Origin of the sequence: Janthinobacterium sp. BJB301, from assembly GCF_002735685.1 — a bacterium.
GTDB lineage: Bacteria > Pseudomonadota > Gammaproteobacteria > Burkholderiales > Burkholderiaceae_D > Janthinobacterium > Janthinobacterium lividum.
The window spans coordinates 121035-147422 of the sequence record NZ_PDZJ01000002.1 but is presented as its reverse complement, the minus strand read 5'-3'; the positions used below and the strand labels follow the sequence as shown (position 1 = coordinate 147422).

Annotated in this window: 26 protein-coding genes; 18 read left to right on the top strand and 8 right to left on the bottom strand. The window is 64.0% G+C overall.

Annotation, left to right across the window (positions count from 1 at the left end; all coding sequences use genetic code 11):
* Nucleotides 1-43 precede the first annotated feature (43 nt).
* From CSQ91_RS14010 to CSQ91_RS13980, 7 genes are all read left to right on the top strand, one after another.
* The gene (locus tag CSQ91_RS14010; RefSeq protein WP_373630492.1) at nt 44-1735 is read left to right on the top strand and encodes a RecQ family ATP-dependent DNA helicase; all 1692 of its coding nucleotides are present in this window, start codon (nt 44-46) and stop codon (nt 1733-1735) included.
* Nucleotides 1736-1824: 89 nt separating this feature from the next.
* Nucleotides 1825-2865: a ligase-associated DNA damage response exonuclease gene (locus tag CSQ91_RS14005; protein WP_099388758.1), complete on the top strand. Its 1041-nt coding sequence runs from the start codon at nt 1825-1827 to the stop codon at nt 2863-2865.
* A complete protein-coding gene (locus tag CSQ91_RS14000; RefSeq protein WP_099388757.1) occupies nt 2858-4489 on the top strand; it encodes an ATP-dependent DNA ligase in 1632 nt (543 codons plus the stop codon). Before CSQ91_RS14005 ends, CSQ91_RS14000 begins: the two co-directional genes overlap by 8 nt.
* Before the next feature lie 7 nt (nt 4490-4496).
* Nucleotides 4497-6956 (top strand): ligase-associated DNA damage response DEXH box helicase, encoded by a 2460-nt coding sequence (locus tag CSQ91_RS13995; protein ID WP_099388756.1) that lies wholly within the window; start codon nt 4497-4499, stop codon nt 6954-6956.
* The gene (gene pdeM / locus CSQ91_RS13990) at nt 6953-7627 is read left to right on the top strand and encodes a ligase-associated DNA damage response endonuclease PdeM (protein ID WP_099388755.1); all 675 of its coding nucleotides are present in this window, start codon (nt 6953-6955) and stop codon (nt 7625-7627) included. The genes CSQ91_RS13995 and pdeM overlap by 4 nt, the downstream gene beginning before the upstream one ends.
* Nucleotides 7628-7820: 193 nt before the next feature.
* Nucleotides 7821-8183, top strand: a complete 363-nt coding sequence (locus CSQ91_RS13985; protein ID WP_070260302.1) for a KGG domain-containing protein — start codon at nt 7821-7823, stop codon at nt 8181-8183.
* A 206-nt stretch (nt 8184-8389) separates the two neighbouring features.
* Nucleotides 8390-8653: a hypothetical protein gene (locus CSQ91_RS13980; protein WP_034783412.1), complete on the top strand. Its 264-nt coding sequence runs from the start codon at nt 8390-8392 to the stop codon at nt 8651-8653.
* 133 nt (nt 8654-8786) lie between these two features.
* Here CSQ91_RS13980 and CSQ91_RS13975 read toward each other — a convergent pair whose 3' ends face one another.
* Nucleotides 8787-9284, bottom strand: a complete 498-nt coding sequence (locus tag CSQ91_RS13975) for a pyridoxamine 5'-phosphate oxidase family protein (protein WP_070260468.1) — start codon at nt 9282-9284, stop codon at nt 8787-8789.
* Between the two features lie 280 nt (nt 9285-9564).
* Between CSQ91_RS13975 and CSQ91_RS13970 the strand changes: the two genes are divergently transcribed.
* The 6 genes from CSQ91_RS13970 to CSQ91_RS13945 all read left to right on the top strand — a co-directional run bounded on the left by CSQ91_RS13970 (nt 9565) and on the right by CSQ91_RS13945 (nt 14670).
* Complete coding sequence (locus tag CSQ91_RS13970) at nt 9565-10218, top strand: PepSY-associated TM helix domain-containing protein (RefSeq protein ID WP_070281139.1); 654 nt, start codon at nt 9565-9567, stop codon at nt 10216-10218.
* Nucleotides 10219-10250: 32 nt separating this feature from the next.
* Nucleotides 10251-10766 carry a DUF2271 domain-containing protein gene (locus CSQ91_RS13965; RefSeq protein ID WP_034783417.1) on the top strand — a complete coding sequence of 172 codons (516 nt, stop codon included), beginning with the start codon at nt 10251-10253 and terminating at the stop codon, nt 10764-10766.
* 10 nt (nt 10767-10776) lie between these two features.
* A complete protein-coding gene (locus CSQ91_RS13960; RefSeq protein WP_034783418.1) occupies nt 10777-11601 on the top strand; it encodes a DUF4198 domain-containing protein in 825 nt (274 codons plus the stop codon).
* 30 nt (nt 11602-11631) lie between these two features.
* Nucleotides 11632-12672 carry an FAD:protein FMN transferase gene (locus CSQ91_RS13955; protein WP_099388754.1) on the top strand — a complete coding sequence of 347 codons (1041 nt, stop codon included), beginning with the start codon at nt 11632-11634 and terminating at the stop codon, nt 12670-12672.
* Between the two features lie 12 nt (nt 12673-12684).
* A complete protein-coding gene (locus tag CSQ91_RS13950; protein ID WP_099388753.1) occupies nt 12685-14049 on the top strand; it encodes a sulfite reductase subunit alpha in 1365 nt (454 codons plus the stop codon).
* Nucleotides 14050-14118: 69 nt separating this feature from the next.
* Nucleotides 14119-14670, top strand: a complete 552-nt coding sequence (locus CSQ91_RS13945; protein ID WP_099388752.1) for a glutathione peroxidase — start codon at nt 14119-14121, stop codon at nt 14668-14670.
* A gap of 3 nt (nt 14671-14673) precedes the next feature.
* On the opposite strand, the gene CSQ91_RS13940 is transcribed toward CSQ91_RS13945, so the two are convergent.
* From CSQ91_RS13940 to CSQ91_RS13915, 6 genes are all read right to left on the bottom strand, one after another.
* Complete coding sequence (locus CSQ91_RS13940) at nt 14674-15900, bottom strand: DUF2325 domain-containing protein (protein ID WP_099388751.1); 1227 nt, start codon at nt 15898-15900, stop codon at nt 14674-14676.
* Between the two features lie 39 nt (nt 15901-15939).
* The gene (locus CSQ91_RS13935; RefSeq protein ID WP_099388750.1) at nt 15940-16266 is read right to left on the bottom strand and encodes a hypothetical protein; all 327 of its coding nucleotides are present in this window, start codon (nt 16264-16266) and stop codon (nt 15940-15942) included.
* An 85-nt stretch (nt 16267-16351) separates the two neighbouring features.
* Nucleotides 16352-16549, bottom strand: coding sequence for a hemin uptake protein HemP (hemP, locus tag CSQ91_RS13930; protein WP_034750559.1), 198 nt, complete (start codon nt 16547-16549; stop codon nt 16352-16354).
* Between the two features lie 251 nt (nt 16550-16800).
* Complete coding sequence (locus tag CSQ91_RS13925) at nt 16801-17607, bottom strand: Crp/Fnr family transcriptional regulator (RefSeq protein ID WP_034783488.1); 807 nt, start codon at nt 17605-17607, stop codon at nt 16801-16803.
* 340 nt (nt 17608-17947) lie between these two features.
* A complete protein-coding gene (locus CSQ91_RS13920) occupies nt 17948-18592 on the bottom strand; it encodes a response regulator (protein ID WP_034783426.1) in 645 nt (214 codons plus the stop codon).
* A gap of 155 nt (nt 18593-18747) precedes the next feature.
* Nucleotides 18748-19215, bottom strand: a complete 468-nt coding sequence (locus CSQ91_RS13915; RefSeq protein WP_070260284.1) for a universal stress protein — start codon at nt 19213-19215, stop codon at nt 18748-18750.
* A 478-nt stretch (nt 19216-19693) separates the two neighbouring features.
* Here CSQ91_RS13915 and CSQ91_RS13910 point away from each other — a divergent pair, with 478 nt between their 5' ends.
* Nucleotides 19694-20560: a protein phosphatase CheZ gene (locus tag CSQ91_RS13910; protein ID WP_099388749.1), complete on the top strand. Its 867-nt coding sequence runs from the start codon at nt 19694-19696 to the stop codon at nt 20558-20560.
* Nucleotides 20560-22449 (top strand): chemotaxis protein CheA, encoded by a 1890-nt coding sequence (locus CSQ91_RS13905; RefSeq protein WP_099388748.1) that lies wholly within the window; start codon nt 20560-20562, stop codon nt 22447-22449. Before CSQ91_RS13910 ends, CSQ91_RS13905 begins: the two co-directional genes overlap by 1 nt.
* A gap of 186 nt (nt 22450-22635) precedes the next feature.
* Here CSQ91_RS13905 and CSQ91_RS13900 read toward each other — a convergent pair whose 3' ends face one another.
* The gene (locus CSQ91_RS13900) at nt 22636-23766 is read right to left on the bottom strand and encodes a S41 family peptidase (RefSeq protein WP_099388747.1); all 1131 of its coding nucleotides are present in this window, start codon (nt 23764-23766) and stop codon (nt 22636-22638) included.
* Between the two features lie 328 nt (nt 23767-24094).
* On the opposite strand from CSQ91_RS13900, the gene leuC reads away from it, so the two are divergent.
* From leuC to leuD, 3 genes are all read left to right on the top strand, one after another.
* Nucleotides 24095-25498: a 3-isopropylmalate dehydratase large subunit gene (leuC, locus tag CSQ91_RS13895; protein ID WP_099388746.1), complete on the top strand. Its 1404-nt coding sequence runs from the start codon at nt 24095-24097 to the stop codon at nt 25496-25498.
* 68 nt (nt 25499-25566) lie between these two features.
* Nucleotides 25567-25689: a lipoprotein gene (locus CSQ91_RS13890; RefSeq protein ID WP_010400408.1), complete on the top strand. Its 123-nt coding sequence runs from the start codon at nt 25567-25569 to the stop codon at nt 25687-25689.
* A gap of 51 nt (nt 25690-25740) precedes the next feature.
* Complete coding sequence (gene leuD, locus CSQ91_RS13885; RefSeq protein ID WP_034783435.1) at nt 25741-26388, top strand: 3-isopropylmalate dehydratase small subunit; 648 nt, start codon at nt 25741-25743, stop codon at nt 26386-26388.

The following is a 26388-nucleotide window of genomic DNA, read 5'->3' as shown; positions in this document are numbered from 1 at the left end:
GGCGCTGGGGCGCCGGCATCGCAGTGTTACTTTCGGGACGACAATGATGAGCAGTGCAGCGAACCAATCCGGCCAGCCCGGCAAGCCCGGCAAGCATATCCAGCGCCTGCTGCGCTCGGTCTTTGGCGTGGCGCGGCTGCGCACGGGCCAGCAGGAAGTCATCGACAGCGTGCTGGCCGGGCGCGACACCCTGGCCATCATGCCCACCGGCAGCGGCAAGTCCCTGTGCTACCAGTTGCCCGCCGCCCTGTTGCCCGGCGCGACCCTGGTCGTGTCGCCGCTGATTTCGCTGATGAAAGACCAGCTGGAAAAGCTGCAAGAACTGGGCATCACAGCCGTGCAGCTCAACAGCAGCCTGTCGCGCGCGGAAGAGGACGAGGCCATCGCCCGCATCGGCCAGGGCGGCAGGATCATCATCTTTTGCACGCCGGAACGCCTGACCAGTGCCGCCTTCCTGTCCCTGCTGGGAGCCTCGCCGCCCAGCCTGGTCGTCATCGATGAAGCCCATTGCATCTCCCAGTGGGGCCACGACTTCCGTCCCGCCTACCTGGAAATCGCGGCCGCCCTGCGCGCGCTGGGCCGTCCGCCCGTGCTGGCGCTGACGGCCACGGCCACCGGCGAAGTGGTAGACGATATCGACGCGCAACTGGAAGCGCGCAAGCTGCAGGTCATCAATACCGGCATCTACCGCGCCAATTTGCGCTACCGCGTGATCCAGGTCACGAATGCCGGAGAGAAACAGGACGAAGTCTTGCGCCTGCTGCGCGAGACGGCGGGCGTGGGCATCGTGTATGCGGCCACCGTCAAGGCCGTCGAGGACCTGGCGGCGCGGCTGGCGGAACTGGGCGAGAGCGTTACGTGCTACCACGGCAAGCTGGCGGCGCGCGAGCGCAAGCACAACCAGGATTTGTTCATGAATGGCGAACGCCGCATCATGGTGGCCACCAACGCCTTTGGCATGGGCATCGACAAGCCCGACACGCGCTTCGTCATCCACTTGCAGGTGCCGGCCAACCTGGAAGCGTACTACCAGGAGTCGGGCCGGGCTGGGCGCGACGGCTTGCCCGCCGACTGTACCTTGCTGTATTTCCAGGAAGACAAGCGGGTGCAGCAATTCTTTCTGGCGAAGCACTATCCCACGGCCGGGGAGCTTGCTGCCATCGTCGCCGCGGCGCAAGACTTGCCAGCCACGTTTGCTTTCGCTGCGCTGGCGTCCAGCCTGCCCGAGTTTTCCGACGGCCACCTGAAGGTGTGCCTGAAACTGTTGAAAGACGGCAAGCTGCTGCGCCAGGACCGCAAGCTGGGCTACAGCTTGAAAGCCCCCTCGGCCGCCACGCCCTCGTTTGCGCAGCTGGCGCAAGTCTATGTCGACAAGCAGGAGCGCGACAAACAGGCGCTCGAGCAGATGGTGGCGTATGCGCAAAGTGGCCTGTGCCGCTGGAAACTGCTGCTCGATTACTTTGGCGATGCTGGCGATTTCGAGCGCTGCTGCACTTGCGATAATTGCCAGTCGCCGCCCGCGCTGGCCGCGCCCATCACCCTGGACGAGTTGCCGCCGGCGCCTGTCCAGGTACCTGTGCCGGCACCGGCGCCCCAGATCGCCGTCGGCAGCCGCGTGCGCGTGCCCCGCTACCAGATCGGCACCGTGCTGTCCGTGGCGGGCGACCAGGTCACCATTGCCTTTCCAGAAAACACCACGCGTACCTTCATGGCGGAATTTGTTGTCCCCGCATGAAGCCATGGTGCGCTGCCGAACAGTGATCTGGCGCAAGCGCGCTAGAATCAGCCCATTCCAACGCGCTTTTTTAACGCAGGGAGCAGGGCATGGCAGACATGGTGGTGGTGCGCAAGGAAGGCTTGTATTGTGTGCCGGGTCAGTTCTACATCGACCCATGGCGCCCCGTCGAGCGCGCCATCATCACGCACGCGCACGCCGACCATGCGAGAGTCGGACACCGGCATTACCTGTGCGCCGCTCCCGGCGAGCAGGTGCTGCGCGCGCGCATGGGCGCCGTTTCCATCCAGGCACTCGCGTATGGCGACACGATCGAACACCACGGCGTGCAAGTGTCGCTGCATCCGGCCGGCCACGTGCTGGGCTCGGCCCAAGTGCGCATGCGGTACGGCGGTGAAGTGTGGGTGGCGTCCGGCGACTACAAGCTGCAGCCCGACCCCACCTGCGCACCGTTCGAGCCCGTGCGCTGCGATACATTCATCACGGAATCGACCTTCGGCCTGCCCATCTACCGCTGGCAGGCGCCGCAAGAGGTTTATGACGATATCAACCAGTGGTGGCGCAGGAATGCGGCCGAGGGACGCACCAGCGTGCTGTTCTGCTATGCCTTCGGCAAGGCGCAGCGCATCCTGGCGGGACTGGACGCGACCATCGGTCCCATCATCTGCCATGGCGCGGCGCAGGCATTGACGCAGGTCTACCGCGAGTGCGGCGTGGCCTTGCCCGCCACCGTCATGGTCGATGAGGTCACGGACAAGGCGGCCATGAAGACGGCGCTGGTGATCGCGCCGCCATCGGCCGCCGGCTCGCCATGGATGAAGCGTTTCGGCGACTACAGCGATGCGTTTGCCAGTGGCTGGATGCTGCTGCGCGGCGCGCGCCGGCGGCGTGGCGTGGACCGGGGTTTTGTCCTGTCCGACCATGCCGACTGGCCCGGCCTGATGCAAGCCATCCGGGCTACGCAGGCTGAACGCATCATCGTCACGCATGGCTCGATTCCCGTGATGGTGCGCTGGCTGCAGCAGAACGGCTGGCAGGCGGGCGGCTTCGAGACGGAATATGGCGACGACGAGGCCGATGACATTGCGCCCGGTGCGTCCACGGCAGCGGAGGACGTCACCCATGCGTGACTTTGCCCGGCTGTACGCGGAACTCGACGAAACCACCTCCACCAGCCGCAAGCTGGCGGCGCTGCAAGCCTATTTTCGCGGCGCCTCGCCGGACAATGCGGCGTGGGCCGTGTATTTCCTGGCCGGCGGCAAGCCGCGCCAGGCCGTGCCCACCAGGTTGTTGCGCGAGTACGCGACCGAGCGGGCGGGCCTCGATGCCTGGCTGTTCGACGAGGCCTACCACGCCGTGGGCGACCTGGCCGAAACCATCGCCCTGATCCTGCCCGCGCCCGTCAGGCGCAGCGACATCGGCCTGGCCGAGTGGGTCGAGCAGCGCATCGCACCGTTGCGCGGCGCGGCGCCCGACACCATCCGCGCCGACTTGCTGGCCTACTGGGACGAGCTGGAAACGCGCGAACGGTTTTTGTTGATCAAACTGATAGGCGGCGGCTTTCGCGTGGGCGTGTCAAAATTGCTGGTGACGCGCGCGCTGGCATCCATCGCGGCCGTGGACAGCAAGCTGATCGCCCAGCGCCTGATGGGCTGGACCGATGGCAAGGTCAGCCCCACGGGGGCGGGCTTTCTCAAACTGATCGCCGCGCAGTCGGAGGGCGAGCATGCGCTGCGCGGCGGCCAGCCTTACCCGTTCTTCCTCGCGCACCCGTTGCAGGCGGGGCCGGAGACGCTGGGCGACATCGGCGGCTGGCTGGCCGAATGGAAATACGACGGCATGCGCGCCCAGTTGCTGCGCCGCGAGGGCGTGAACTGGCTGTGGTCGCGCGGCGAGGAATTGATCACGGAGCGCTTTCCCGAACTGGCGCAGCTGGCCTTGCCCGAGGGGACCGTGCTCGATGGCGAAATCCTCATCTGGCAGCCGGGTGACGTGCCTGCGCCATTTGCCGACTTGCAACAACGCATGGGCCGCAAGACGGTGTCGCCCAAGCTGCTGACCGAGCTGCCTGCCGTACTGGTGGCCTACGATGTGCTGGAAATCGATGGCGTCGATGTCCGCCAGTTGCCCCAGCTGGAGCGCCGCGCGCTGCTGGAAACCGTGGTGACCGGCGTGAATTCTCCCGCGCTGCGCCTGTCGCCGCGCATCGAGGCGGCAAGCTGGGAGGCGCTGGCGGCCATCCGCAGAGAATCGCGGGCGCGCGGCGTGGAAGGCTTGATGCTCAAGGCCGTGTCGGCCGCGTATGGCGTGGGCCGCACGAAGGATGTGGGCACCTGGTGGAAGTGGAAGATCGACCCGTATGCCATCGACGCCGTGCTGATCTACGCCCAAGCGGGCCACGGCCGGCGCGCGTCGCTGTACACGGACTACACGTTTGCCGTGTGGGATGAGGATGGGGGCGAGGAGCGCAAGCTGGTGCCGTTCGCCAAGGCGTATTCCGGCCTCACGGATGCGGAGATCGGCCAGGTCGATGCCGCCATCCGCAAGACGACGATAGAAAAATTCGGTCCCGTGCGCAGCGTGCGGCCGACGATGGTGTTCGAGATCGGTTTCGAAGGCATCGCTGCGTCGAGCCGCCACAAGGCGGGCATCGCCGTGCGCTTTCCCCGCATCCTGCGCCGGCGCGAAGACAAGGCCATCGCCGACGCGGACACGCTGGCCACCCTGAAGGCCATGCTGGCCCAGGCCACATGAGCAAGCGATGAGCACGCTGGCGCAGCGCATCGATGCGTGGTTTGTCACGCGCGGCTGGACGGTGTTTCCGTTCCAGCGCGCCGTCTGGCGTGCTGGCGCGCAGGGCCGTTCCGGCCTGCTGCATGCGAGCACGGGTTCCGGCAAGACGTATGCCGTGTGGTTCGGCGCCTTGCTGCGCGCCGAGCGGCTGGCGCGCAAGGGGAGAAAGCAGGGCTTGCGCGTGCTGTGGATCACGCCCATGCGGGCACTGGCCGCCGACACTGTGCGCGCGCTGCAAGGTTCCAGCGCGGAGCTCGCTCCCGGCTGGCGCATCGAGGCGCGCACGGGCGACACGAGCGCGGCGCAGCGGGCGCGGCAGGCGAAGGCCTGGCCCGAGGTGCTCGTCACGACGCCGGAAAGCCTGTCCCTGATGCTGAGCCAGGCGGACGCCCGGGAACGTTTCAGCCTGCTGGAAACCGTGATCGTCGACGAGTGGCACGAATTGATGGGCAGCAAGCGCGGCGTGCAGGTGCAGCTGGCCCTGGCCCGTTTGCGCCGCTGGCAGGAAGACCTGATGACGTGGGGCTTGTCGGCTACCCTGGGCAACTTGCAGCAGGCGCAGGACGTCTTGCTGGGCGAGGAAAACGCCGGCGTGCTGGTGGAAGGTAAAATTAAGAAGCGCATCCTTGTCGACAGCCTGATCCCCGTCAATCCCACGCGCTTTCCCTGGGGCGGCCACCTGGGCATCCAGATGCTGCAGCCCCTGATCGCCGAGATCGAGGGCAGCGCCACCACCCTGGTATTCACCAACACGCGTTCGCAGGCCGAGCTGTGGTACCAGCATTTGCTCGATGCGCGGCCCGACTGGGCGGGACTGATTGCCCTGCACCACGGTTCGCTGGACCGTGAAGTGCGCGAGTGGGTCGAACAGCACCTGAAAACGGGAGAACTGAAAGCCGTCGTGTGCACGTCCAGCCTGGACCTGGGCGTCGATTTTCTGCCCGTAGAACGGGTCTTGCAGGTGGGCAGCGCGAAAGGCATCGCGCGCCTGGTACAGCGGGCCGGGCGCAGCGGCCACGCGCCGGGACGCATCTCGCGCGTCACCCTGGTACCCACCAACAGCCTGGAATTGCTGGAAGCGGCCGCTGCCCGCGCCGCCCTGGCGCAGGGCCACCTGGAAGCGCGGCCCGTGCCGGACAAGCCGCTCGACGTGCTGGTGCAGCACCTGGTGACGATCGCGCTGGGTGGCGGTTTCCAGTCGGCTCAATTGTATGAGGAAGTGCGCGCCGCCTGGTCGTATCGCCACCTGACCCTGGATGAGTGGCAATGGGCGCTCGACTTCGTTGCGCGCGGCGGGCAAAGCCTGACCGTGTATCCGGAATACCGGCGAGTGCTGCCGGACGATGAGGGCGTGTACCGCGTGCCGGACGTGGCCCTGGCGCGGCGCCACCGCATGAGCATCGGCACCATCGTGTCGGAGGCGGCGATCCAGGTCAAGTTTCTCGGTGGCGCGCGCATCGGCAGCATCGAGGAATCGTTCATCGCGCGCCTGAAGCAGGGCGACCATTTTTTGTTTGGCGGGCGCATCCTGGAATTCGTGCGCGTGCACGAGATGACGGCCTACGTGCGGCGTGCAACAGGCAGCCGCGGCGCCGTGCCACGCTGGCAGGGCGGCAAGATGCCGCTATCGTCGGAACTTGCGCATGCCGTGCTGGACCAGTTGCAGCTGGCGCAAGAAGGGAAGGCCAGCGGGCCGGAAATGCGCGCGCTGGCGCCGCTGCTGGCCATTCAGCAGGCATGGTCGAGCCTGCCCACGCGCGCCAGCCTCTTGCTTGAAACCTTGTCCAGCCGCGAAGGCCATCATCTGTTCGTGTATCCGTTTGCCGGGCGCTCGGTGCACCTGGGCCTGGCGTCGCTGCTGGCGTACCGCATCGCGCGCGTACAGCCGGCGACTTTGTCGATTGCCGTCAACGACTACGGCTTTGAATTGCTGGGCGCGGACGACATCGATTATGCGCCGCTGCTGGCGGCCGCCAGCGGCGCCGATATTGCCCTGTTCAGCACGGACAATCTGCTGGAAGACGTGCTGGCCAGCCTGAACGCGACGGAATTGTCGCAGCGGCGCTTCCGCGAAATCGCCCGCATCGCCGGCCTCGTGTTCCAGGGCTATCCGGGCCAGCCGAAAAGCGCGCGCCAGCTGCAGGCGTCTTCCTCGCTCTTCTTTGAAGTGTTCCGCAAGCACGACGCGGCCAATTTGCTGCTCACGCAGGCGCAGCGCGAAGTGCTGGAACAGGAACTGGAATTGACGCGCTTGCGCGCCACCTTGCGCGAGTTGCATGGCCGGCAGATTTCCCTGCAAGCGCTGGAGCGGGCATCGCCCTTTGCCTTCGGCCTGATGGTCGAGCGCTTCCGCGAACAGCTGACGACGGAAAAGCTGTCGGACCGGGTGGCGCGCCTGGTCAGCGCGCTGGAAAAGGCGGCCGCATGAGCGGCCCGCAGCAAGCGCACTGCGTGGTGGAACTGGCCGGCGAGATTCTGTGGCTGCTGGCGCACAAGGCCGTGTATTGGCCCGCGCGCAGGATGCTGGTCATCGCCGACATCCATTTCGGCAAGGCGGCCGCGTTTCGCGCGCTGGGCGTGCCCGTGCCGCGCGGCACCACCACGCAAAACCTGCTGGCGCTCGACGCCTTGCTGGCCAGTTACGCTTGTGAGGAAATCGTCTTTCTCGGCGATTTTTTGCACGCGCGCGCCGCGCACGGGGCCGCCACCGTGGCCGCCATGCTGGCCTGGCGCGCGCGCCATCCGGACGTGCGATTGACGGTGGTGCGCGGCAACCACGATGCGCATGCGGGCGACCCGGCCGCCGCGCTGGGGATCCGCATGGTCGATGAGCCGCATCAGGTGGGCAATCTGTCGTTCTGCCATCACCCGGACATCGCCGCGCCCGGTTATGTGCTGGCCGGCCACGTGCATCCCGTGTTTCACTTGCGCGCTGAAAGAGGCGGCTTGCGCCTGCCGTGTTTCCTGCTGGGCCAGCATCGCGCTATCCTGCCCTCGTTTGGCGCATTCACGGGCGGCCATGCGGTGCGGCCAGCCGCTGGCGAGCGCGTCTACGTGACGGCCGACGCGGCGATTTTCGCACTACCCGCTAACTGCTGAGTGTCTGGTACTTTTGGTGGAAAACTGAAAGTAACTGCGTTACCGTAGGCGGGACACATCCTACATACGCTCTTGCCATCCTCCTATTTCTTGTGCCCCATGTGCGCACTAAGATGACTGTTCCCTTGCCATGCGAGGGGGAAGAATTGCATGGTTTGCACTGTTTCTGATTCCATCGATCAAGGAGATCATCATGGCCACATCGAGCGACAATAAACAGCAAGGTAGTAAAACCAGTAGCAGTAGTAGCGGCGGCAACAAGCAAAGCGATACCAGCAAACGGGGTTTCGCTTCCATGGACCCCGCCCAGCAGCGCGAAATCGCCAGCGAAGGGGGGCGTGCCGCGCATGAAAAAGGCACGGCGCATGAATTCACCTCGGAAGAGGCCCGCCGCGCAGGCAGCCAAAGTCACAAGAACGATGCCAGTCGGCAAAGCGCAACCAGCTCCAGCGGCTCGCGCGACAATGCCAGCATGAACCAGGAAGGCAACCGCGACAGTGGCAACAAGCAAAGCGGCGGTTCGGGATCGAGCTCGGGCTCGCGCAACAAGCAGTAGTGCAAGTAGTAGTCATGAGCAGTAGCAAGTGATCATGGCCAGCGGCAGGCAGGCACGCCGCTGGCCATGGCCGCATCTGTCCGGCAGCCGCAAAATTTTGATGCAATGCAGCAGGCATGGACTATGATGAATGAGCTGCGCCGGCAATGTGCGATCACCTGGCAATCACCTCGCAGTCAACCGCATCGATGATCAGGGAGAAGATAATGGGCAACTCGAATACGCCGCAACCGGGCAATAGCCAGGGCGGCACGCCATCCACGGCGGGCAGCAAGCAAAGCACGGCCGACTCGGCTGAAAACTTTGTGCTGGTCGATAGCGAGCAAGGTCTCGATATCGGCGACGATCTGTTTTCCATCGGCGAAGTGCGGCGCGCCGACCGCTTGCCCCATCACCAGTCCGGTTCCGCCGGGCAAAGCAGGCAGAGTGCCGACGATGGGCCGGATACCACGGGCAGTACCGGCGTCTGAGCTTCCCTTCTTGACTGTCTGGTAATCCCCGCAGGGCCAGCCGTTGGACGTGTTCGCGCACGCCGGCTGGCCATTCCTCCATACGGGGAGTAACGCCGGCTGCTTGCCGGCGCGGGTAACATTGGCGACTCGGCTACAGATCGACCCTGCCGTGTTCGCCCAAGTCCTTCGGCGGCTCGCCCGTAATGGCGGCCTTGGCCATTTCATAGAATTGCATCATCTTGCTGGCGCTGCTATCCCAGTATTCTGCCGACTGGATCGTCACCTTGATCAGCGACAGCTTCGGATCGTCGAGTCCGCCCGGGAACCAGGCTTTGACCAGAGGGTTCCACAATTCCTCCGCCTTGGCGCGGTCCTTCAACAGCTGCGCGTGGCCGCAGACGGATACATACAGGCTGTCGCCCGTGTCGACAAAGCTGACATTGACTTGTGGATTGTTCAGCAAGTCGCGCGTGTAGGCGGCCTCATCCGAGACAAAGAACCAGATTTGCCCTTCCTTGTCGACCTGCTGCTGCGTCAGCGGCCGGCTGGTGAGGGTGCGCATGTCGTCGCTGGTGGTCAGCATGCCGAATTTGACATCCTTGATCTTGGCCGCGATGCTGGCCAGTTGTTCGCTGGAATACGCTTGCATGTTGTGCTCCTGTTTGATTGTCCTGAACAACAGCATAGGCGGGCATGGCTCGCGGCTCTGTACGGCAGCTTACGTAGCGGCGCGCATGGCCCTGTCGTGTTGTGCATGTTTCAAAGCTGTTACAAAACGCTGGCCCGGCGGGGCGCCCCATGTATTGACTTAATAAATGATAATCATTATCATTTGTTTGAAAATGTCGGCATGAACTTTGATTGAAGGATGGGAATGAAGCACACTGACTTGTCGCGCCACCTGGCACGCTCCTTGCCGGGAGCGGGCTATGGGTAATGCGGGCGCCGCAGACAAGGCCAAGAACAACGCCAGCCGCGCCGTCTGGCTGAAGAACTTGCATCAATGGCACTGGATCAGCTCAGCGCTTTGCCTGCTGGGCATGTTTTTGTTCGCCATCACCGGCATCACCCTGAACCACGCTGGCCAGATCGAATCCAAGCCGGCGATCACGCGCCAGAAGGCGGCGTTGCCGGCACCCCTCGTCACGGAACTGGCCGCGTATGCCGCCAAGCATGATGGCGCCAATGCGCCCATGCCGGCCGCCGCCGAAGACTGGCTCAAGCAGCAATGGTCGCTCAATGCGGGCGGCCGTCCCGCCGAATGGTCGCTCGACGAAGTGTATCTGCCGCTGCCCAAGGCGGGCGGCGATGCCTGGGTGCGCATCGGCCTGGAAGACGGGGCCGCCGAATATGAATTGACGGACCGGGGCTGGGTATCCTGGCTCAACGATGTCCACAAGGGCCGCAACACGGGCGTGGCCTGGAGCTGGTTCATCGACATCTTTGCCGGCGCCTGCATCGTGTTTTGCCTGACGGGGCTATTGATTTTGAAGTTCCACGCGGCCAACCGGCCATTTACCTGGCCGATGGTTGGTCTCGGTATCTTGATACCTTGCGCGATCGCCTTGCTGTTTATTCACTGATCGTTTTTATTTTTCCTTTTTACAGGCACACCATGAAATTACGCTACTCCCTGGCGCTTGGCCTTCCCCTGATCGGCACTTCGGCGATGGCGGCCGACCTGGCCCTCAAGATTGAAATCCCGCAACTGAACGTGGCGGAGTACCACCGTCCCTACGTGGCGGCATGGCTGGAAACGGCCGATCAAAAGGTCGTCGGCAATCTGACGGTGCTGTATGACGTGAAAAAGAAGGACAAGGCCGGCGAAAAATGGCTGAAGGACATGCGTCAATGGTGGCGCAAGAGTGGCCGCGACCTGGCCATGCCCGTTGACGGCGTCAGCGGCGCCACGCGTGCGCCGGGCGAACATACCCTGACTTTCCCCGGTGCCAAGGCCTTGCTCGACAAGCTGCCGGCCGGCGAATACCAGGTGGTGGTGGAAGCGGCGCGTGAAGCGGGTGGACGCGAGCTGGTGCGCGTACCGTTCCAGTGGCCGCTGAAGTCGGCCCAGTCCGTGCCTGCCAAAGGCAAGGAAGAACTCGGCAATGTCGTCGTCCAACTCAAACCATAAGGCGCACATCATGTTCAATCGATTCAACCAATCCCTGATCGCCCTGGCCCTGGCCGGCCTGGCCATGAACGCCCACGCCCACCGCGGCTGGATGGTGCCATCGAGCACGATGGTGGAAAGCAAGGACGCCTGGGTGACGGTGGACGCAGCCGTCTCCGACGGCCTGTTCGAGATCGACCACCAGCCGCTGCGCCTGGACGCGCTGCAAGTCACCGGTCCGGACGGCGCCAAAGTCACGCCGGCGAACACGGTCACGGGCCGTTTGCGCAGCGTCTTCGATGTGAAAATGGAAAAGCCTGGCACGTATAAAGCGGCCATCGTGTCGCAAAATGTGATGGGCAGCTACAAGCTCAATGGCGAGCAGAAGCGTTTCCGTGGCAACGAGGAAACGTTCAAGAAGGAAGTGCCGGCTGACGCGCAAGAACTGAAAATCACGCGCACGGCAGCGCGCCTGGAAACCTTCTTCAGCAATGGCGAAACCAGCACGGAAGTGTTCAAGCCGACAGGCGTGGGCCTGGAATTCGTGCCGGTGACGCACCCGAACGACTTGCGCGCCGGCGAGAAAGCCACCTGGCGCTTCCTGGTCGACGGCAAGCCGGCGGCGAACCAGGCCTTCAGCCTGGTGCCAGGCGGCGTGCGCTACCGTGGCGTGCTCGGTGAAATCCGCCAGAGCACGGACGCCAAGGGCGAAATCACGTTTACGGTCCCGGCGGCCGGCATGTACTACCTGAGCAGCACCTGGCCAGCGGCCGCACCGGCCGTGGCCGGCCAGCCGCCAGCCATGCCCGAGCGCCGCATGACGTACGCGGCCACCGTGGAAGTGTTGCCGCAGTAAGCGGCGGCATCTTCGCGAGCGAGAGCGCCGATGCGCCGGGTCCTGCTGCCGCAGCATATTTCCGATCAGGTCGCGCCGCCCGGCGCCGCGCTCCGGGACTTGCGCGGCCTGTCGATGGGCACCAGCTGGTCGGTGCGCTTGCTCGAGTCCGCCATGCCGGGACGCGCGGGCAGCGCCGACTTGCAGCAGGGCTTGCAACAGCAGCTGGATCTTGTTGTAGCGCAAATGAGCCACTGGAGCGACGAGTCCGACCTGGGCCGCTTCAACCGGGCCGAGCCTGGCAGCTGGCACAGCCTGCCCGCCGCGTTTTGCGAGGTGCTGGGCTTTGCCATGCACGTGTCGCAAGCGTCCGGCGGCGCGTACGACCCGTGTGCGGGCGCGCTCGTCAACCTGTGGGGCTTCGGCCCCCGCAACCGTTATGACGAGCCTGGCTTCCTGCCGCCAAAAGACGATACCGTGGCGCTGCTGCTGGCGCAGCGCCAGCGCCGTCGCCTGGAGCTGGACTTGCCGGCCCGCCGCGCGCGCCAGCCGGGCGGCTTGCAGCTCGATTTGTCCGCCGTGGCCAAGGGTTACGGTGTGGACCGCCTGGCCCGCTACCTGGAAAGCCAAGGCATCCACCATTACCTGGTGGAAGTGGGTGGCGAGCTGCGCGGCGCCGGCAGCAAGCCCGATGGCCAGCCGTGGTGGGTCATGCTGGAGCAGGCCGATGGCGCCGCCGATAGTGCCGATAATGCACAGCATCCGGCGGAAATGCTGCTGGCGCTGCACGGCTTGTCCGTGGCGACCTCGGGCGACTACCGGCGTTTCTTCCAGGACGGCACAGTTCGCTTCTCACACACCATCGATCCGCGCAGCGGCATGCCGATCGCCAACCAACTCGCTTCCGTCACCGTCGTGCATGCCGAATGCATGGCGGCCGATGCCTGGTCGACGGCCCTGACCGTGCTGGGGCCGGAAGCCGGCATGGCGCTGGCCGAAGAGCAGGGCCTGGCCGCGCGCTTCCTGCAGCGCGACGGCGAGGGCTACCACGAAACGCTGAGCAGCCACATGCTGGCCATGCTCGACGAATGAACGATTGATTTCATGATTTTTACGCACGATACGACGCGGCTGGCCTTGCTGGCGGCCCTGTCCCTCAGTTATGCGGGCGTGTGCCTGGCGCCCTGGCTGCGCGCGCGCGCCAAGCGCCGCGCGTCCGATGCCGCCAGGGCGGCGCTGGCCAACAATCCTGCCTGGCTGGTGGCGTATGCGAGCCAGACGGGCAATGCCGAGGAACTGGCCACGCAAACGGCGCAGAGCCTGCAACTGGCCGGCATCCCCGTGCGCCTGTGTGCGCTGGCCGACCTCACGGCCATTGATCTGCAACAAGCCGAGCGGGCCCTGTTTTTGGTCAGCACGTATGGCGAAGGCGACGCTCCTGACAATGCGGCCGCCTTCATGGGCCGCCTGATGACGGGCGAGCTGGCGCTGCCGCAATTGCATTACGCCGTGCTGGCCCTGGGCGACCGCAGCTATGGCCATTATTGCGGCTTCGGCCGCGCGCTCGATGCCTGGCTGGCGGCGCAGGGCGGGTTGCGCCTGTTCGAGCGCATCGAAGTCGACCGCAGTGCCAGCGCCGCCATCGAGCAATGGTTCCAGCACCTGAGCCACCTGGCCGGCACCAGCGACGCGCCCGACTGGAGCGCGCCCGCCTTCGGCGACTGGCGTTTGACGCAGCGGCGTCACCTCAACCCTGGCAGCGCCGGCGGCGCCATCTACCACGTGGAACTGGCGCCGGTGGCGGGCAGCTTGCCTGACTGGCAATCGGGCGACCTGGTGCAGGTGACCGCCCCGGCCGACCCGTCGCAGCCGCGCGAATACTCGATCGCTTCGATTCCGCATGATGGCAGCGTGCACTTGCTGGTGCGCCAGCATGCGCATCCCGATGGCAGCCTGGGCCTGGCCTCGGGCTGGCTCACGGCGCAGGCCAAGGTCGGCGACGTGGTGCAGTTGCGCCTGCGCCAGCACAAACGCTTCCGCCTGGAAGACAATGCCCGGCGGCCATTAATTCTGATCGGCAACGGCAGCGGCATCGCCGGCTTGCGCGGCCACCTGAAGAGCCGCGTGATGGCGGGGCAGCGGCGCAACTGGCTGATCTTTGGCGAGCGCAACCTGGCCCACGATTTCCATTATCGCGATGAAATTGAACAGTGGCACGCCAGCGGCGACTTGCCGCGCCTGGATCTGGCGTTTTCGCGCGACCAGGCGGAGCGGACCTACGTGCAGGACCGCCTGCGCGGCAATGCCGACGAGGTGAAACTGTGGCTGGAGCAGGGTGCCGCCATCTACGTTTGCGGCAGCCTGGCTGGCATGGCGGGCGGCGTCGACCAGGCCCTGCAGGAAATGCTGGGCCGGCCCGCGCTCGACGCGCTGGCGGCCGAAGGGCGCTACCGGCGCGACGTGTATTGAGTTTTTGACGCCGCCAGCGCGTTCGCGCACACACGGCTATCATGATTGTTTCATCCGAGGAGACACATCATGAGCGACAGCATTTACGACATTCCCTTGCGCCGCATCAATGGCGAACCCACCAGCCTGGACGCTTATCGCGGCAAGGTCGTGCTGGTGGTCAATGTGGCCTCCGCCTGCGGCTTGACGCCGCAGTACGAAGGACTGGAAAAACTCTACGCCGACAAGCAGGCCGAGGGCCTGGTGGTGGCCGGTTTTCCCGCCAATGAATTCGGTGCGCAGGAGCCGGGCACCAATGCCGAGATCGCGGACTTTTGCCGTGGCACGTTTGGCGTGCAATTTCCCATGTTTGAGAAAATCGTCGTCAAGGGGCCGGGCCAGCATCCGCTGTACCAGCGCCTGGTGCAAGAGCAGCCGCGGGCGCAGGAAAAGCCGGGCAGCGATTTCCGCGCCAAGCTGGCCGGTTACGGCATCACGCAGGAGCAGCCGAGCGACGTGCTGTGGAATTTCGAGAAGTTTTTGATCAGCAAGGACGGCAAGGTGGTGGGGCGTTTTGCGCCCGACACCACGGTAGATGATGCGCTCTTGCGCGAAGCCATCGCGCGCGAGTTGCAGGCCTAGGTTTTAGTCGGAGGCGTCCAGTGCGGCTGGCTCCATCTCGCCACTGACTTCCTGCAAGCCGCGCGCCAGGCTGGAAATGCTGGGGTTGTCGATGAAGACGCAGCGCTTGCCCGTGCGCTTGCAATAATCCTTGACGCGCCAGTAGGCGCTGTGGCTGATGCAGCCCGTCTGGCAAATCACCAGGTCGGCCGCTGCCAGGCTCGAATCGAGCAGGTTGGCATTGTCTTCCAGGCCGCCGTCGTGGTGGGCGAACTGTGCGCCGACCCGCTCGATCAGGGCGCGGTAGGTGGCGACATTGCCGCTGCGCCCACCTACGCACAGCACGCTTTGGTCGACCAGGCGGATCGGCATTTTCAGCTTGCCGCCGGTCGGTACTTCCAGCTTCGGCGCCGGTGGCGGCACGGCCGCGCTTGGGCGTGGCTGAGCCTGTTTCAATTCCGCGATTTGCTGGCGCAATTCCTTTTCGCGCTCATCCATTTGCGCCAGGCGCTCGACCAGGCGCGTGCGCGATTCCAGCGCCGGGATGGCGGCCTGCAATTGCGCCAGTTCCGCGCGCAAGCCATCGATCACGCTATCCTTGCCGATGGCCTCGGCACGCGTGCGCAGCAGCATGGCTTCCTGGCGCTCCAGCTCGCCCGTTTTTTCCATCAGTGCGGCCTGGCTGCGCTGTTGCAGCTTGGCCAGTTCGTGCGCCAGGCGCGCGTTTTCTTCCTGCAAGGCCGTAAATTTGCCCATGTCGGCGCGCACGCAGGCGCCGGCCTGGTGCTGGATCATGTGCAAGTCTCTGCACATCTGCTCTTCCAGCTCGGCATCGCAGCGCGGGTGCGTCAGGCCAGCCCAGAAGGCGCCCGACACGTCGCCGTTGGCGACGGCCGTGCGCCACAGTTGCGCTACCTGCTCCGTGGTCTTGGCGCCGCGAAAGCGCAGGATGACGGGAGCGTAGCGGCGTTCGAGTTCCTTTTGCAGCGCTTCGGACAGGCGGTTGCGCGCGCCGCATTCCGTCACGGCGCCCACGTGCACTTCGTAGTCGTCTGCCAGCACGCGCCCGCCCGTCATCTTGCCCACCAGCTTGCGCAGGTAGCCCAATGGCAAGCCCACGCCGACCAGAGGACAATGGCAGGTATGCGACAGTTCCCACAGCCGGCGGCGGCGCGAAGCGAGCGCGGCCGTTTCGGCTCCGTCGCTGGAACAATTGCTGATGACGGGCAAGGACTGGTCTTTGTCACACATGGCGGTATCCTGTTGGGCGGTGGCAGTGTTGAAGAGAAATTATTGTGGCAGGGGCGAGGCAGGGCGCTTGGCGCTCAGCATGCGTGCCAGGCGCTCGAGCAATGTGGTCTTCGGCGGCGCGGGCCGGTGCAGCGCCACCACGGCGGCCCACTGCTGCGACAGTTGCTGGCACGTCGCTTGCAGCACGGGGCCCAGGCCGGGCGAATTCGACAGCACTTGCAGATGGCGTTCGATGACACCGGCCAGTTTCTCGCAGGGACTGCCCGCATGGTAGTGCGACATCAGATGCAGCACGGCCGACAGCAGCAATTCAGGCTGTTGGCCTTGCGGGGAAGGAAACGTCGTGGAAGGTCGGTCGTTCGCCATCAAACACTCCTGTGCGGTGGTTTGGCTGGCTGCGCGCACGGAGCGCGACTGGCTGGCGAGTGTGGTGACTGGCTGCCGTGCTGCTTCAGGCAGTCAGGATCAGCTTGTTCAACTGGGTGACGCGCAGGCGATAGATCTTGCCGCTGTGCTCAATCTCCACTTCGCGGCCCTGCTGCAGCAGCGCTTCGCTGGTGATGCGGCGCGCCGGCTGGGCCATGCTGACGGGAGGACGGACGTGGGCGGTAGCGGCATCCTGGATCAAGGCTGGTTTTGAGCTTTGCATGTTGGGCTTTCTTTATCTCAGTTGAGAATGATTCGTATTTGCATTATTGTTGAATGTGGCCCGAAAAGCAAGGCTTATTTGTGTGGAATCCGCGCTTTTTTGCGGCGAGATGGCAGCGTGGAAGATGCTGCTGCGCAAAGGTGGCCGCTGGCGCGGCGCGGAAGGGGAGTGGCCGCAAAAAAGACCCGGCAAGGCGTTGCGCGCCTTGGCCGGGCCAAGCCTGTGCCAAGCTTGAAGAAATCGGGATGGCGCTAAATGGTGGCCAGCAATTGCGCCGAGGCGGTGGCGGCCGCGGTGGTATCGGCCTTGAGTTTGGCGGCGGCCAGCTGCTTGGCGCGCGAGCGCGACGGCGGCAGGCGGCGCAGGGTTTTCAGGGCGTCCGGATCCTTGATGCCGATGGTGCGCTGGTCAACCGTGATGAGGCCAATTTCATTGAATGCGGACAAGGTGCGGCTGACCGTTTCCAGGGTCAGGCCCAGGTAGCTGCCGATTTCATGGCGCGTCATGCGCAGGTTGAACAGCTTGCTCGAATAGCCCATCTGCGCGAAGCGGTCGGCCAGCGAGACGAGGAAGCGCGCCACGCGGGCTTCGGCGCTGAGGGCGCCCAGCATGCCGATCATGGCTTGCTCGCGCACGAGTTCGCGGCTCATCACGCCATACATGACGTTTTCCAGTTCCAGGTGCACCCTGCCCAGCGCCGTCAGCTTCTTGAACGGCAGCAGGATCAGGTCGCAGTCGGACAGGGCCACCGCTTCCGAGGAGTAATGGCGCGAGTGGATCCCGTCGACGCCCAGCATGTCGCCCTTCATGGGGAAGCTGAGTACCTGCTCATTGCCGAATTCATCGATGAGCACGGTTTTCAGGAAGCCCGAATTGACGATGTACAGGGTGTCGAACGGTTGGCCGATGGTATGCACGCGCTGGCCCGTCTTGAATTGCACGTGCTGGAACAGCAGTTCGTCAGCGGCGATGGTGCAGGCGCTGGAGATATGCAGCAGGTCGCACACCTCCTTCAGGTTCGACCAGAGCCGGCCCTGGCGCTGGCGTCCCGCTTCCATCGGGGAGGAGGGGGCCAGCGACGGTGAGGCAGCGCGGGTGTCGGGCGTTTGCGTGGACAGCATGTTCATCTCCTGGTGACAGGTAGTTCAGAGTTGAATGACGGGGTGCTCGGGGCGGCGGGCGGGCAAGGGTCGGCGGCGCGCGTCCAGGCAGGTAATGCTCAATTCGCTGAAGACTTGCTGTGTGATGAAATAACTTTCCAGCAACTTGATGACTGGTTTCAGTATGCCAACAAGCGTATGCAATTAATATCAGCAGTGGCTGAATATGGCAGTAGGAGCTGCGGTAGGTGAGGTAGGATTGTTCCTACAGTTGGCGCGCGGGCGCGCGCCAGGAGGATCACGTCTTGAAGGGCGATAGCAGGCGGTGCGCGACGGCATACTGGACCATTTCCGATAGGGAACTCATGCCCATCTTTTGCATGATGCGCGTCTTGTGCGTACTCACCGTCTTCACGCTCAGATGCAGGTTGTTGGCAATTTCCGTGATCGATTTGCCGGCCACCAGCAGGGAAAAGACTTCGAACTCGCGGTCCGACAACTGTTTATGCAGCAAGCTTTCATTCGGCATCATGATGTTGAGCACGAGCTGCTCCGCCACCTCGGCGCTGATGTAGGGGCGTCCCGACGCCACCTTGTGGATGGCGCCCACGAGCTGGGTGCCCGCGCTTTCCTTGGTCAGATAGCCTTGCGCGCCGGCGCGGATGGCGCGCACCGCATATTGCTCTTCCTCGTGCATGGTGAGGATCAGGATGGACAGCTTGGGCGCCTCGCTGCGGATTTGCCGGATCAGGTCGACGCCGCTGCGGCCCGGCATCGACAGGTCGAGCAGCAGCAGGTCGAAGCCGCCCTGGCGCACGTGGTTGAGGACTTCAAACCCGTCGATGGCCTCACCCACGATGTCGATATCCGGCGCGCCGTCAAGGATGCGCTTTAATCCTTCACGCATGATGGTGTGGTCGTCGGCAATCACAATACGTATCATAGGCGGGCAATCTGGTGGCGTGTAATCTGCTGTGTCCGTTACCGGACAATCAAATGTTAAGAAACGAGAAATGTTGTCATTTTAACTGAAGTGGCCGCACGTTTGCCTTTTTCTTGCTGTGCCGGCAACGGCGGCCTCCGTGGCCATGTGACCCCTTATTTTGCCGGGGGTTCCTTGATCAGCCTATGCACGAGCACGGGCAATTTCGAGTGCGACAGCACCTTGTTGGTGACGCTACCCAGCAGCAACTGGCCCCAGCCGCTGCGGCCATGCGAGCCCATGAAGATCAGGTCGCATTGCTGCAATTGCGCCACTTCCACGATTTTCAGGGCCGGGCTGTCGGAAAAGGCCGTCAAGCCCGTCGCCTGCAGGCCCCGCTTGGCAGCCGCGTCGAGGATGGGCTGCCAGTGGTCGGCGCCCGCCTTGCGCATGGCGATGCGGTATTCCTCTTCGCTGGGATAGCTTGGCGGAATGATTTCGATATACACCGGGTACTGGTACTCGGGTGCCACGTACACGGCAAGGATGTCGGCGTGCATCTGTTCGGCAAAGGCAACGCCGGCGCAGGCCGTCAAGTTGGAGACGGTGGAGCCGTCCGTGGCGATCAGAATTTTCTTATACATGGCAGGTCCTTTGGCGATGACTCAGCGCGCGCAACGCCTCTTATTGTAGACGTGGCGGCAGCATTGTATTCATGTAAAGACTTGATAATTGTCAATACTACTGCACCTTCAGTATAGACAACATTGGCAGAAAGATCGTGTTTAAGGTGCAACGATGTCCCAGCGATATCCATATGGCGCTGTTGCGCAGGCGCCCGCGGGCAGGATTTCTTGTGCGGCGCGTGGTCTTGCACGCACGCCAATGGTAGTATTTCAAAATACAACAGCAGGAACACTTATTTCCTGGCGGAAAAGCTCTTGTGGGCCAGCTTTGCACCGGGAAGCGCGTTTTGAGATTTACCAACAGGGCGGCGCCCTGCTACACTCGCACCATCGCAGCGGTATTGCCTCAAATCATCTTAATCGAGAAATTGTGGGTATCAGTCTGTAAAACGCACAGTTCAGGCGGAATTTTGACAAATTATGGAGAAGCAGGGATATGACCAACGCCGCTGATGATTTCGATGCATTATTCGATGAAGTATCCGCGCAAAGCGCGGCCGCAGCCACGCCGGCGCCTGCCGCCGCGCCCGCTCCCGCCGTGATCGCGGATGACGATTTTGACGCGCTGTTCGACTCCGTGTCGGCCAGTGCCGCCGCACCGGCAGCCGCAGCGGCGCCGGTGGCTGCCGCGCCAGCCGCAGCGGAAGCGGCCCCCGTGGCCGGCGCCGACGCGCCTGGCGAAGCGGCCGATCCGGTCGACCAGTCCGACAAGCCGATGTTCGAGCGCCTGGGCGGCATCGTGCGCCTGCTGCACGACTCGCTGCGCGAACTGGGCTACGACAAGGCATTGACGGAAGCGTCGTCGCAGATCGTCGACGCCCAGGACCGCCTGGAATATGTCGCCACCCTGACGGAGCAGGCCGCCAACAAGGTCCTGAATACGCTCGACGAAGGCATGCCGGCGCAAGACGTGCTGTCGAAGAAAGCCAAGGACATGGACAGCCGCTGGACAGCCTTGTTCGATGGCAAGCTGAGCCTGGAAGAATTCAAGGCCCTGGCCGGCGATTCACGCCAGTTCGCGCAAGCCGTTGCCGAAGCAACGGAAGCGGAAAAAGCACGCTTGCTGGAAATCATGATGGCCCAGGACTTCCAGGACATCACGGGCCAGCTGATCAAAAAAGTGGTCAACATCACCAAGACGGTGGAGCACGAGTTGGCTCAGCTGCTGCGCGACAACGCGCCGGCCGAGGTGCGCGAAAAGCTGGCGCAAAAGCCGGTGCCGCTGATGCAGGGCCCGTCCGTGCCGTCGGTGGCGCTGGACCAGGATAATGTAGACGACCTTCTTGCGGATTTGGGATTCTAATGGACGATATGCTCAAGGATTTCGTCGTTGAGGCGATGGATCTTGCGGTTAATGTTGAAGAGCACTTATTGCGCCTCGAGCGTGATCCTGACAACAAGGAAACACTGAATGCCGTGTTTCGTTCTTTCCACACCATCAAGGGCGGTGCCGGCTTCATGGGCTTGCCCGCGCTGGTGGCGGCCTGCCATCTGACGGAAAACCTGTTTGACGCCTTGCGCACGGGCGCCGCGCCGGTAACCCCCATCGCCATCGAGGCGGCGCTGCAAGCGTCCGGTTTCGTCGCCGACCAGCTGACGGAACTGGCGAATGGCGCCGCGCCGGAAAGCTTGCCGGCCATGCCGGAAGAGCTGGAACATATCCTGACGAACGCCATCGAAGGCAAGGGCATGGACGCGCCTGCGCCGGCCGCCGCCGTGGTGGCGGAAGCGGCCGTGGTCGTTGCCGAGGTCGCAGAAGTTGCCGTGGTCGCGCCCGCCGCCGCCGTTTCCACCGCCGGCGCCGATGGCCTGGACTGGGAAGGCATGTATAACGCCGTCGTGCCCGAGGGCAGCCGCGTCGCTGCCGCGCCGGTGTCCGCCGTCGCCGCTGCCCCTGCCGTCGTGGCCGCCGCGCCGGCCGCTGCCGCTGCCGCCAAGCCGGCCGCCAAGAATTGGGATGGCGCCGAACGACGCGAAGAGCGTCCGGAAGTGCGCCATGCCGCGCCCGTCAAGGAAGACAGCATCCGCGTCGACGCCGTCAAGCTCGACGCCCTGCTGGAAGTGGCCGGCGAATCCGTGCAGGCCGCCAACCAGGCTGCCGTGTTGCTTGAGCGCTTGCTGCAATTCAAATTCGAAGGCCAGGCCGCTACCCTGATGGCGACTCTGGCGGAAACCCTGGAACGCGCTTCGCGCTACTCGACGGAACTGCAGCGGGCCACCCTGGCCACGCGCATGCAGCCCGTGGGCCGTCTGTTCCAGAAATTCCCGCGCCTGGTGCGCGAGCTGGCGAAAGACCTGGGCAAGGATGTCGAGCTGACCATCGAGGGCGCGGAGACGGAAGTCGATCGCGTGGTGGTCGACAGCTTGTACGATCCGCTCGTGCACATGCTGCGCAACTCGCTCGACCATGGCGTCGAATCGCCGGAAGCGCGCCTGGCTGCCGGCAAGCCTGCCAAATCGTATATTTCACTGAAGGCATGGCAGGAAGCCAACAGTGTCATGATCGTGCTGCAGGATGACGGCAAGGGCATGGATCCGGCCTTCCTGCGCAGCAAGGCCCAGCAAAAGGGTTTGATCAGCGAAAACGCGCAATTGAGCAACGACGAATGCTTCCAGCTGGTGTTCCTGCCGGGCTTCTCGACCAAGGAAGTCGCGTCCAGCGTCTCCGGCCGTGGCGTGGGCATGGACGTGGTGAAAACGGCCGTGGAGAAAAACCGCGGCGCCATCCATATTGAGTCGGCGCTGGGCAAGGGCACGAAATTTGCCATCCGCCTGCCGATCGAACTGTCGATCGTGCCGACCATGCTGGTGTCAACGTCGGGTGCCGCGCTGGCGCTGCCGATGGCGGTGGTGCAACGCGTCGTCGAATTGCCGGAAACCTTCATGGAAGTGGGCGGCGCGCCTGTGCTGAAAGACCAGGGCCGTCCATTGCCCGTGCGGTCGCTGGCCGGCTCCCTGGGTTACGAATCGTGCAGCGAGCGCGTCGGCATCGTGGTCGCCGCGCCACAGCCTTACATTCTGGCCGTGGAAGCCGTCGATGGCACGGCCGACCTGGTGATCAAGCCGATGACGGCCATCACCGTGGAAGGCATCACGGGTACGGCCCGCTCGGCCGAGGGCGAGCTGGTGCTGGTTGTCGGCCTGTCGTTCCTGATGGATGGGTGCCGGGGGAGCGTGCGTTTGGCTGCATGAGAGCACCTGACCAAACCTACTGCGCGTCGGTATAGGCGGCCTGCGATGCTCACCGTACTAGAGTACGGTTGCGCTTCTTAGCCACCTCTCCCTTCCGCTCGCTACGGTTTTGTCAGGCTCCGTAAGTAAGTATTTGCTTTATTCATTGAAAGCCCACTATGCGTAGTGGGCTTTTTCATTGGGTAATCAAACGCCGCCGGGGCGTAAAGTTCCCCCTTCAAGCCAGCGCTGCACGCGCAGCACTTCCTGAGCGCGCTCCGCCTCGTCCTTCGGTGGCGGCAGGTAGATATCGGGCATGATGCCATCGAGATCCACCTGCAGCTGCGGCAAGCGGGCCGAGCGCGAGGTGGCGTATTGCAGGTGGCGCTGTCCCGATGGCAGGGCGTGCAGGCGCAGGTTGGAATAGTCGAGTGCACCGTAACTGTTGCGGCCGATTAATTTCACATGAAAACTTTGCCGCGCCGCCAGCAGGAATTCTTCGCAGGAGCTGGCGCAGTCGCGGTCGACCAGCACGGCCACGCGCGCCGGCCGGCGCGGTTCCGGCGTGTCCGCGCGCACATAGTTGATGGTGCCGCTACCGTGCTGCGGCGCGTATTGGCCCGGCTTGACGCTGCGCATCTGCGTCACGGCCTGGGCCGCAAAGGCGGCGCATGCCTGGTCGCCGGGCGCCAGCAGCGCGCAGACGTTTTCCTGGCCTGCGATATTGGCCGGCGTGGACAGCCATTCGGCGCCCATGCGGACGATCTCTCCCGAACTGATCCAGGATAGCAGCGGCGCATACGTGCTGTCGCTGCCGCCGCCGTTGCGGCGCACGTCGAGGATCCAGTTGGGGCGCGCCGCCAGTGCCGCGCGATGCGTATCGAGCAGGGCGGCCATGGCGGCGCGGTAGCTGCCGTGAAAGCTGGGCAAGGTCAGCAGCAAAGTCGAGTCCGACAATATCCGCAGCGCCGGTTCCTTCGATGCTGCCGCCTGTCCCGGCGCGGCGGGCCGTGCCGGCGCCGGTTTGGCGATATCGAGCGCGCTGCCCGGCTTCACATGCAGGTGGCCCTTGCGCCACATGCGCGCATAGTTTTCCAGGACCGCATCGCAGGCCTGGCCATCGGCCGCGCCGGCCGCCGCCGTGGTGGCCGTGGCCAGCGCCAGGTCGAAATACGCCTGTCCCTTTTGTTCCAGGTGCTGGCGCGCGCCCGTGTCATTTTCCAGCAGGAAGGGCGCAATGGCGCGCAAGTCCTGTACGCATGTTTCTCCCGGCGTGGCGGCCGCCGCATGGGCGCCGGCCAGGGTCAGGGCGGCTAGTGCCAACAAGTTCAGTTTCATCGAAGTCCCAGTGTGGTGGCGCGCGTGCGCCGGTCATTATTGTCGAAACACAATACACGAAAGATTGAGGAAAAAAACATGCCTTTCTGCCGCCGCCGTCAGTCCTTCGGCAAGCCGCGTGCGGATGGGCTTGTGATGGCGCTGATAAGCCGATATCGGCAATTTCCAGCTCATATCGAACAATGCGGCCAAACTTTGTATCGCCAATCCCACGCTTTTGCCTGTTTCGGTTCTGTATTCCCCAATATATGGCATAATCCTTGTGGATCACCGTATGACCTGGTATCACTTGATCACTTAAACAGGCTGTGGCAACGCTGCATAAATCATGATGAAGACGCTTTACGACAAACTTTGGGAATCCCACGTTGTTCGGGCCGAAGATGATGGCACGACAATTCTGTACATCGACCGGCACCTGCTGCACGAAGTCACCAGCCCGCAAGCCTTCGATGGCCTCAGCGTGGCGGGCCGCCAGCCGTGGCGCATTTCCGCCAACCTGGCCGTGGCCGACCATAACGTGCCCACCACCAGCCGCGTCGATGGCATTGCCGACCCGGTCTCGCGCCTGCAGGTGGAAACGCTGGACAAGAACGCCAAGCATTATGGCTTGACCTACTTCAACATGAACGACAAGCGCCAGGGTATCGTGCACGTGATCGGCCCCGAACAGGGCGCGACCCTGCCCGGCATGACGGTCGTCTGCGGCGACTCGCACACGTCCACGCACGGCGCCTTCGGCGCGCTGGCGCACGGCATCGGCACGTCCGAAGTGGAACACGTGCTGGCCACGCAAACCTTGCTGCAAAAGAAATCCAAATCCATGCTGGTGCAAGTCGACGGCGCCTTGCCTGCCGGCGTGACGGCCAAGGATATCGTGCTGGCCATCATCGGCAAGATCGGCACGGCCGGCGGCACGGGCTACTGTATCGAGTTCGGCGGCTCGGCCATCCGCGCGCTGTCGATGGAAGGCCGCATGACGGTGTGCAACATGGCCATCGAGGCGGGCGCACGGGCCGGCATCATCGGCGTGGATGACACCACCATCAATTACGTCAAGGGCCGTCCGTTTTCCCCGGCCGGTCCGCACTGGGAGCGCGCCGTGGCCTATTGGCGCACCCTGCATTCGGACCCTGGCGCCCGCTTCGACCTGGTCGTCACGCTCAACGCGGCAGAAATCGTGCCGCAGGTGACCTGGGGCACCTCGCCCGAGATGGTGATCGGCGTCGATGGCCGCGTGCCGGACCCCGACCTGGAAAAAGACAGCGTCAAGCGCGATGCGATGGAAAAGGCGCTGGTTTACATGAACCTCAAGCCCAACACGGCCATCGAAGACATCCGCATCGACAAGGTATTCATCGGTTCCTGCACCAATTCGCGCATCGAGGATTTGCGCGCGGCCGCCGCCGTGGTGCGCGGCAAGTACCGCGCCTCGAACGTCACCCTGGCGCTGGTGGTGCCAGGTTCCGGCCTCGTCAAGGACCTGGCCGAGCGCGAGGGACTGGACCGCATCTTCAAGGATGCCGGCTTCGAATGGCGCGAGCCGGGCTGCTCCATGTGCCTGGCCATGAATGCGGACCGCCTGGAGCCGGGCGAACGCTGCGCGTCTACGTCGAACCGCAACTTCGAAGGCCGGCAAGGGCAGGGCGGCCGTACCCACCTGGTGTCGCCCGCGATGGCGGCGGCGGCAGGCATCGCCGGCCACTTTGTCGACGTGCGGGGATTGCGATGACGGCAGGGACCGGCGCCGCTGGTTTACACTAGCGTTCCCGGTCCCTTACTTACTATCAAGAAATCATCATGAAAAAACTCTTCGCCCTCCTCATCGCCACCGTCATCCTGTCTGGCTGCAACACCGTCTCCGGCATCGGCCGCGATGTGCAGAAAGTCGGCCAGGTCGTCACTGGCGCCGGCGGAAAATAAACCGCGACGTGCCGGCGCCCCGCGCCGCGCGTCCTACCGAGTAGAAACAGCATGGATAAATTTACGATTTACGAAGGCCTGGTCGCCCCGCTGGACCGCGCCAACGTCGACACCGACGCGATTATCCCGAAGCAATTCCTGAAATCGATCCACCGCAGCGGCTTCGGCCCCAACCTGTTCGATGAATGGCGCTACCTCGACCATGGCGAGCCTGGGCAGGACAACAGCCGCCGTCCGCTGAATCCGGAGTTCGTGCTCAACGAGCCACGCTACCAGGGCGCTTCGATCTTGCTTACGCGCAAGAACTTCGGTTGCGGCTCCTCGCGCGAACACGCGCCGTGGGCGCTGGATCAATATGGCTTCCGCGCCATCATCGCGCCATCGTTTGCCGATATCTTCTTCAATAACTGCTACAAGAACGGCTTGCTGCCCATCGTGCTGTCGGAAAGCCAGGTCGAGCACCTGTTCAATGAAGTCAAGGCTTTCCCCGGCTTCAAGCTGGTGGTGGACCTGGAGCAGCAATGCGTGCGCACCAGCAACGGTTCCGTCTCGTATCCGTTCGAGATCGACGCCTTCCGCAAATATTGCCTGATGAATGGCCTCGACGATATCGGCCTGACCCTGCGCCACGCCGACGATATCCGCGCCTTCGAAGAACGCCATCTTTCTGCTCAGCCCTGGCTGGCCAACGTCATTTAA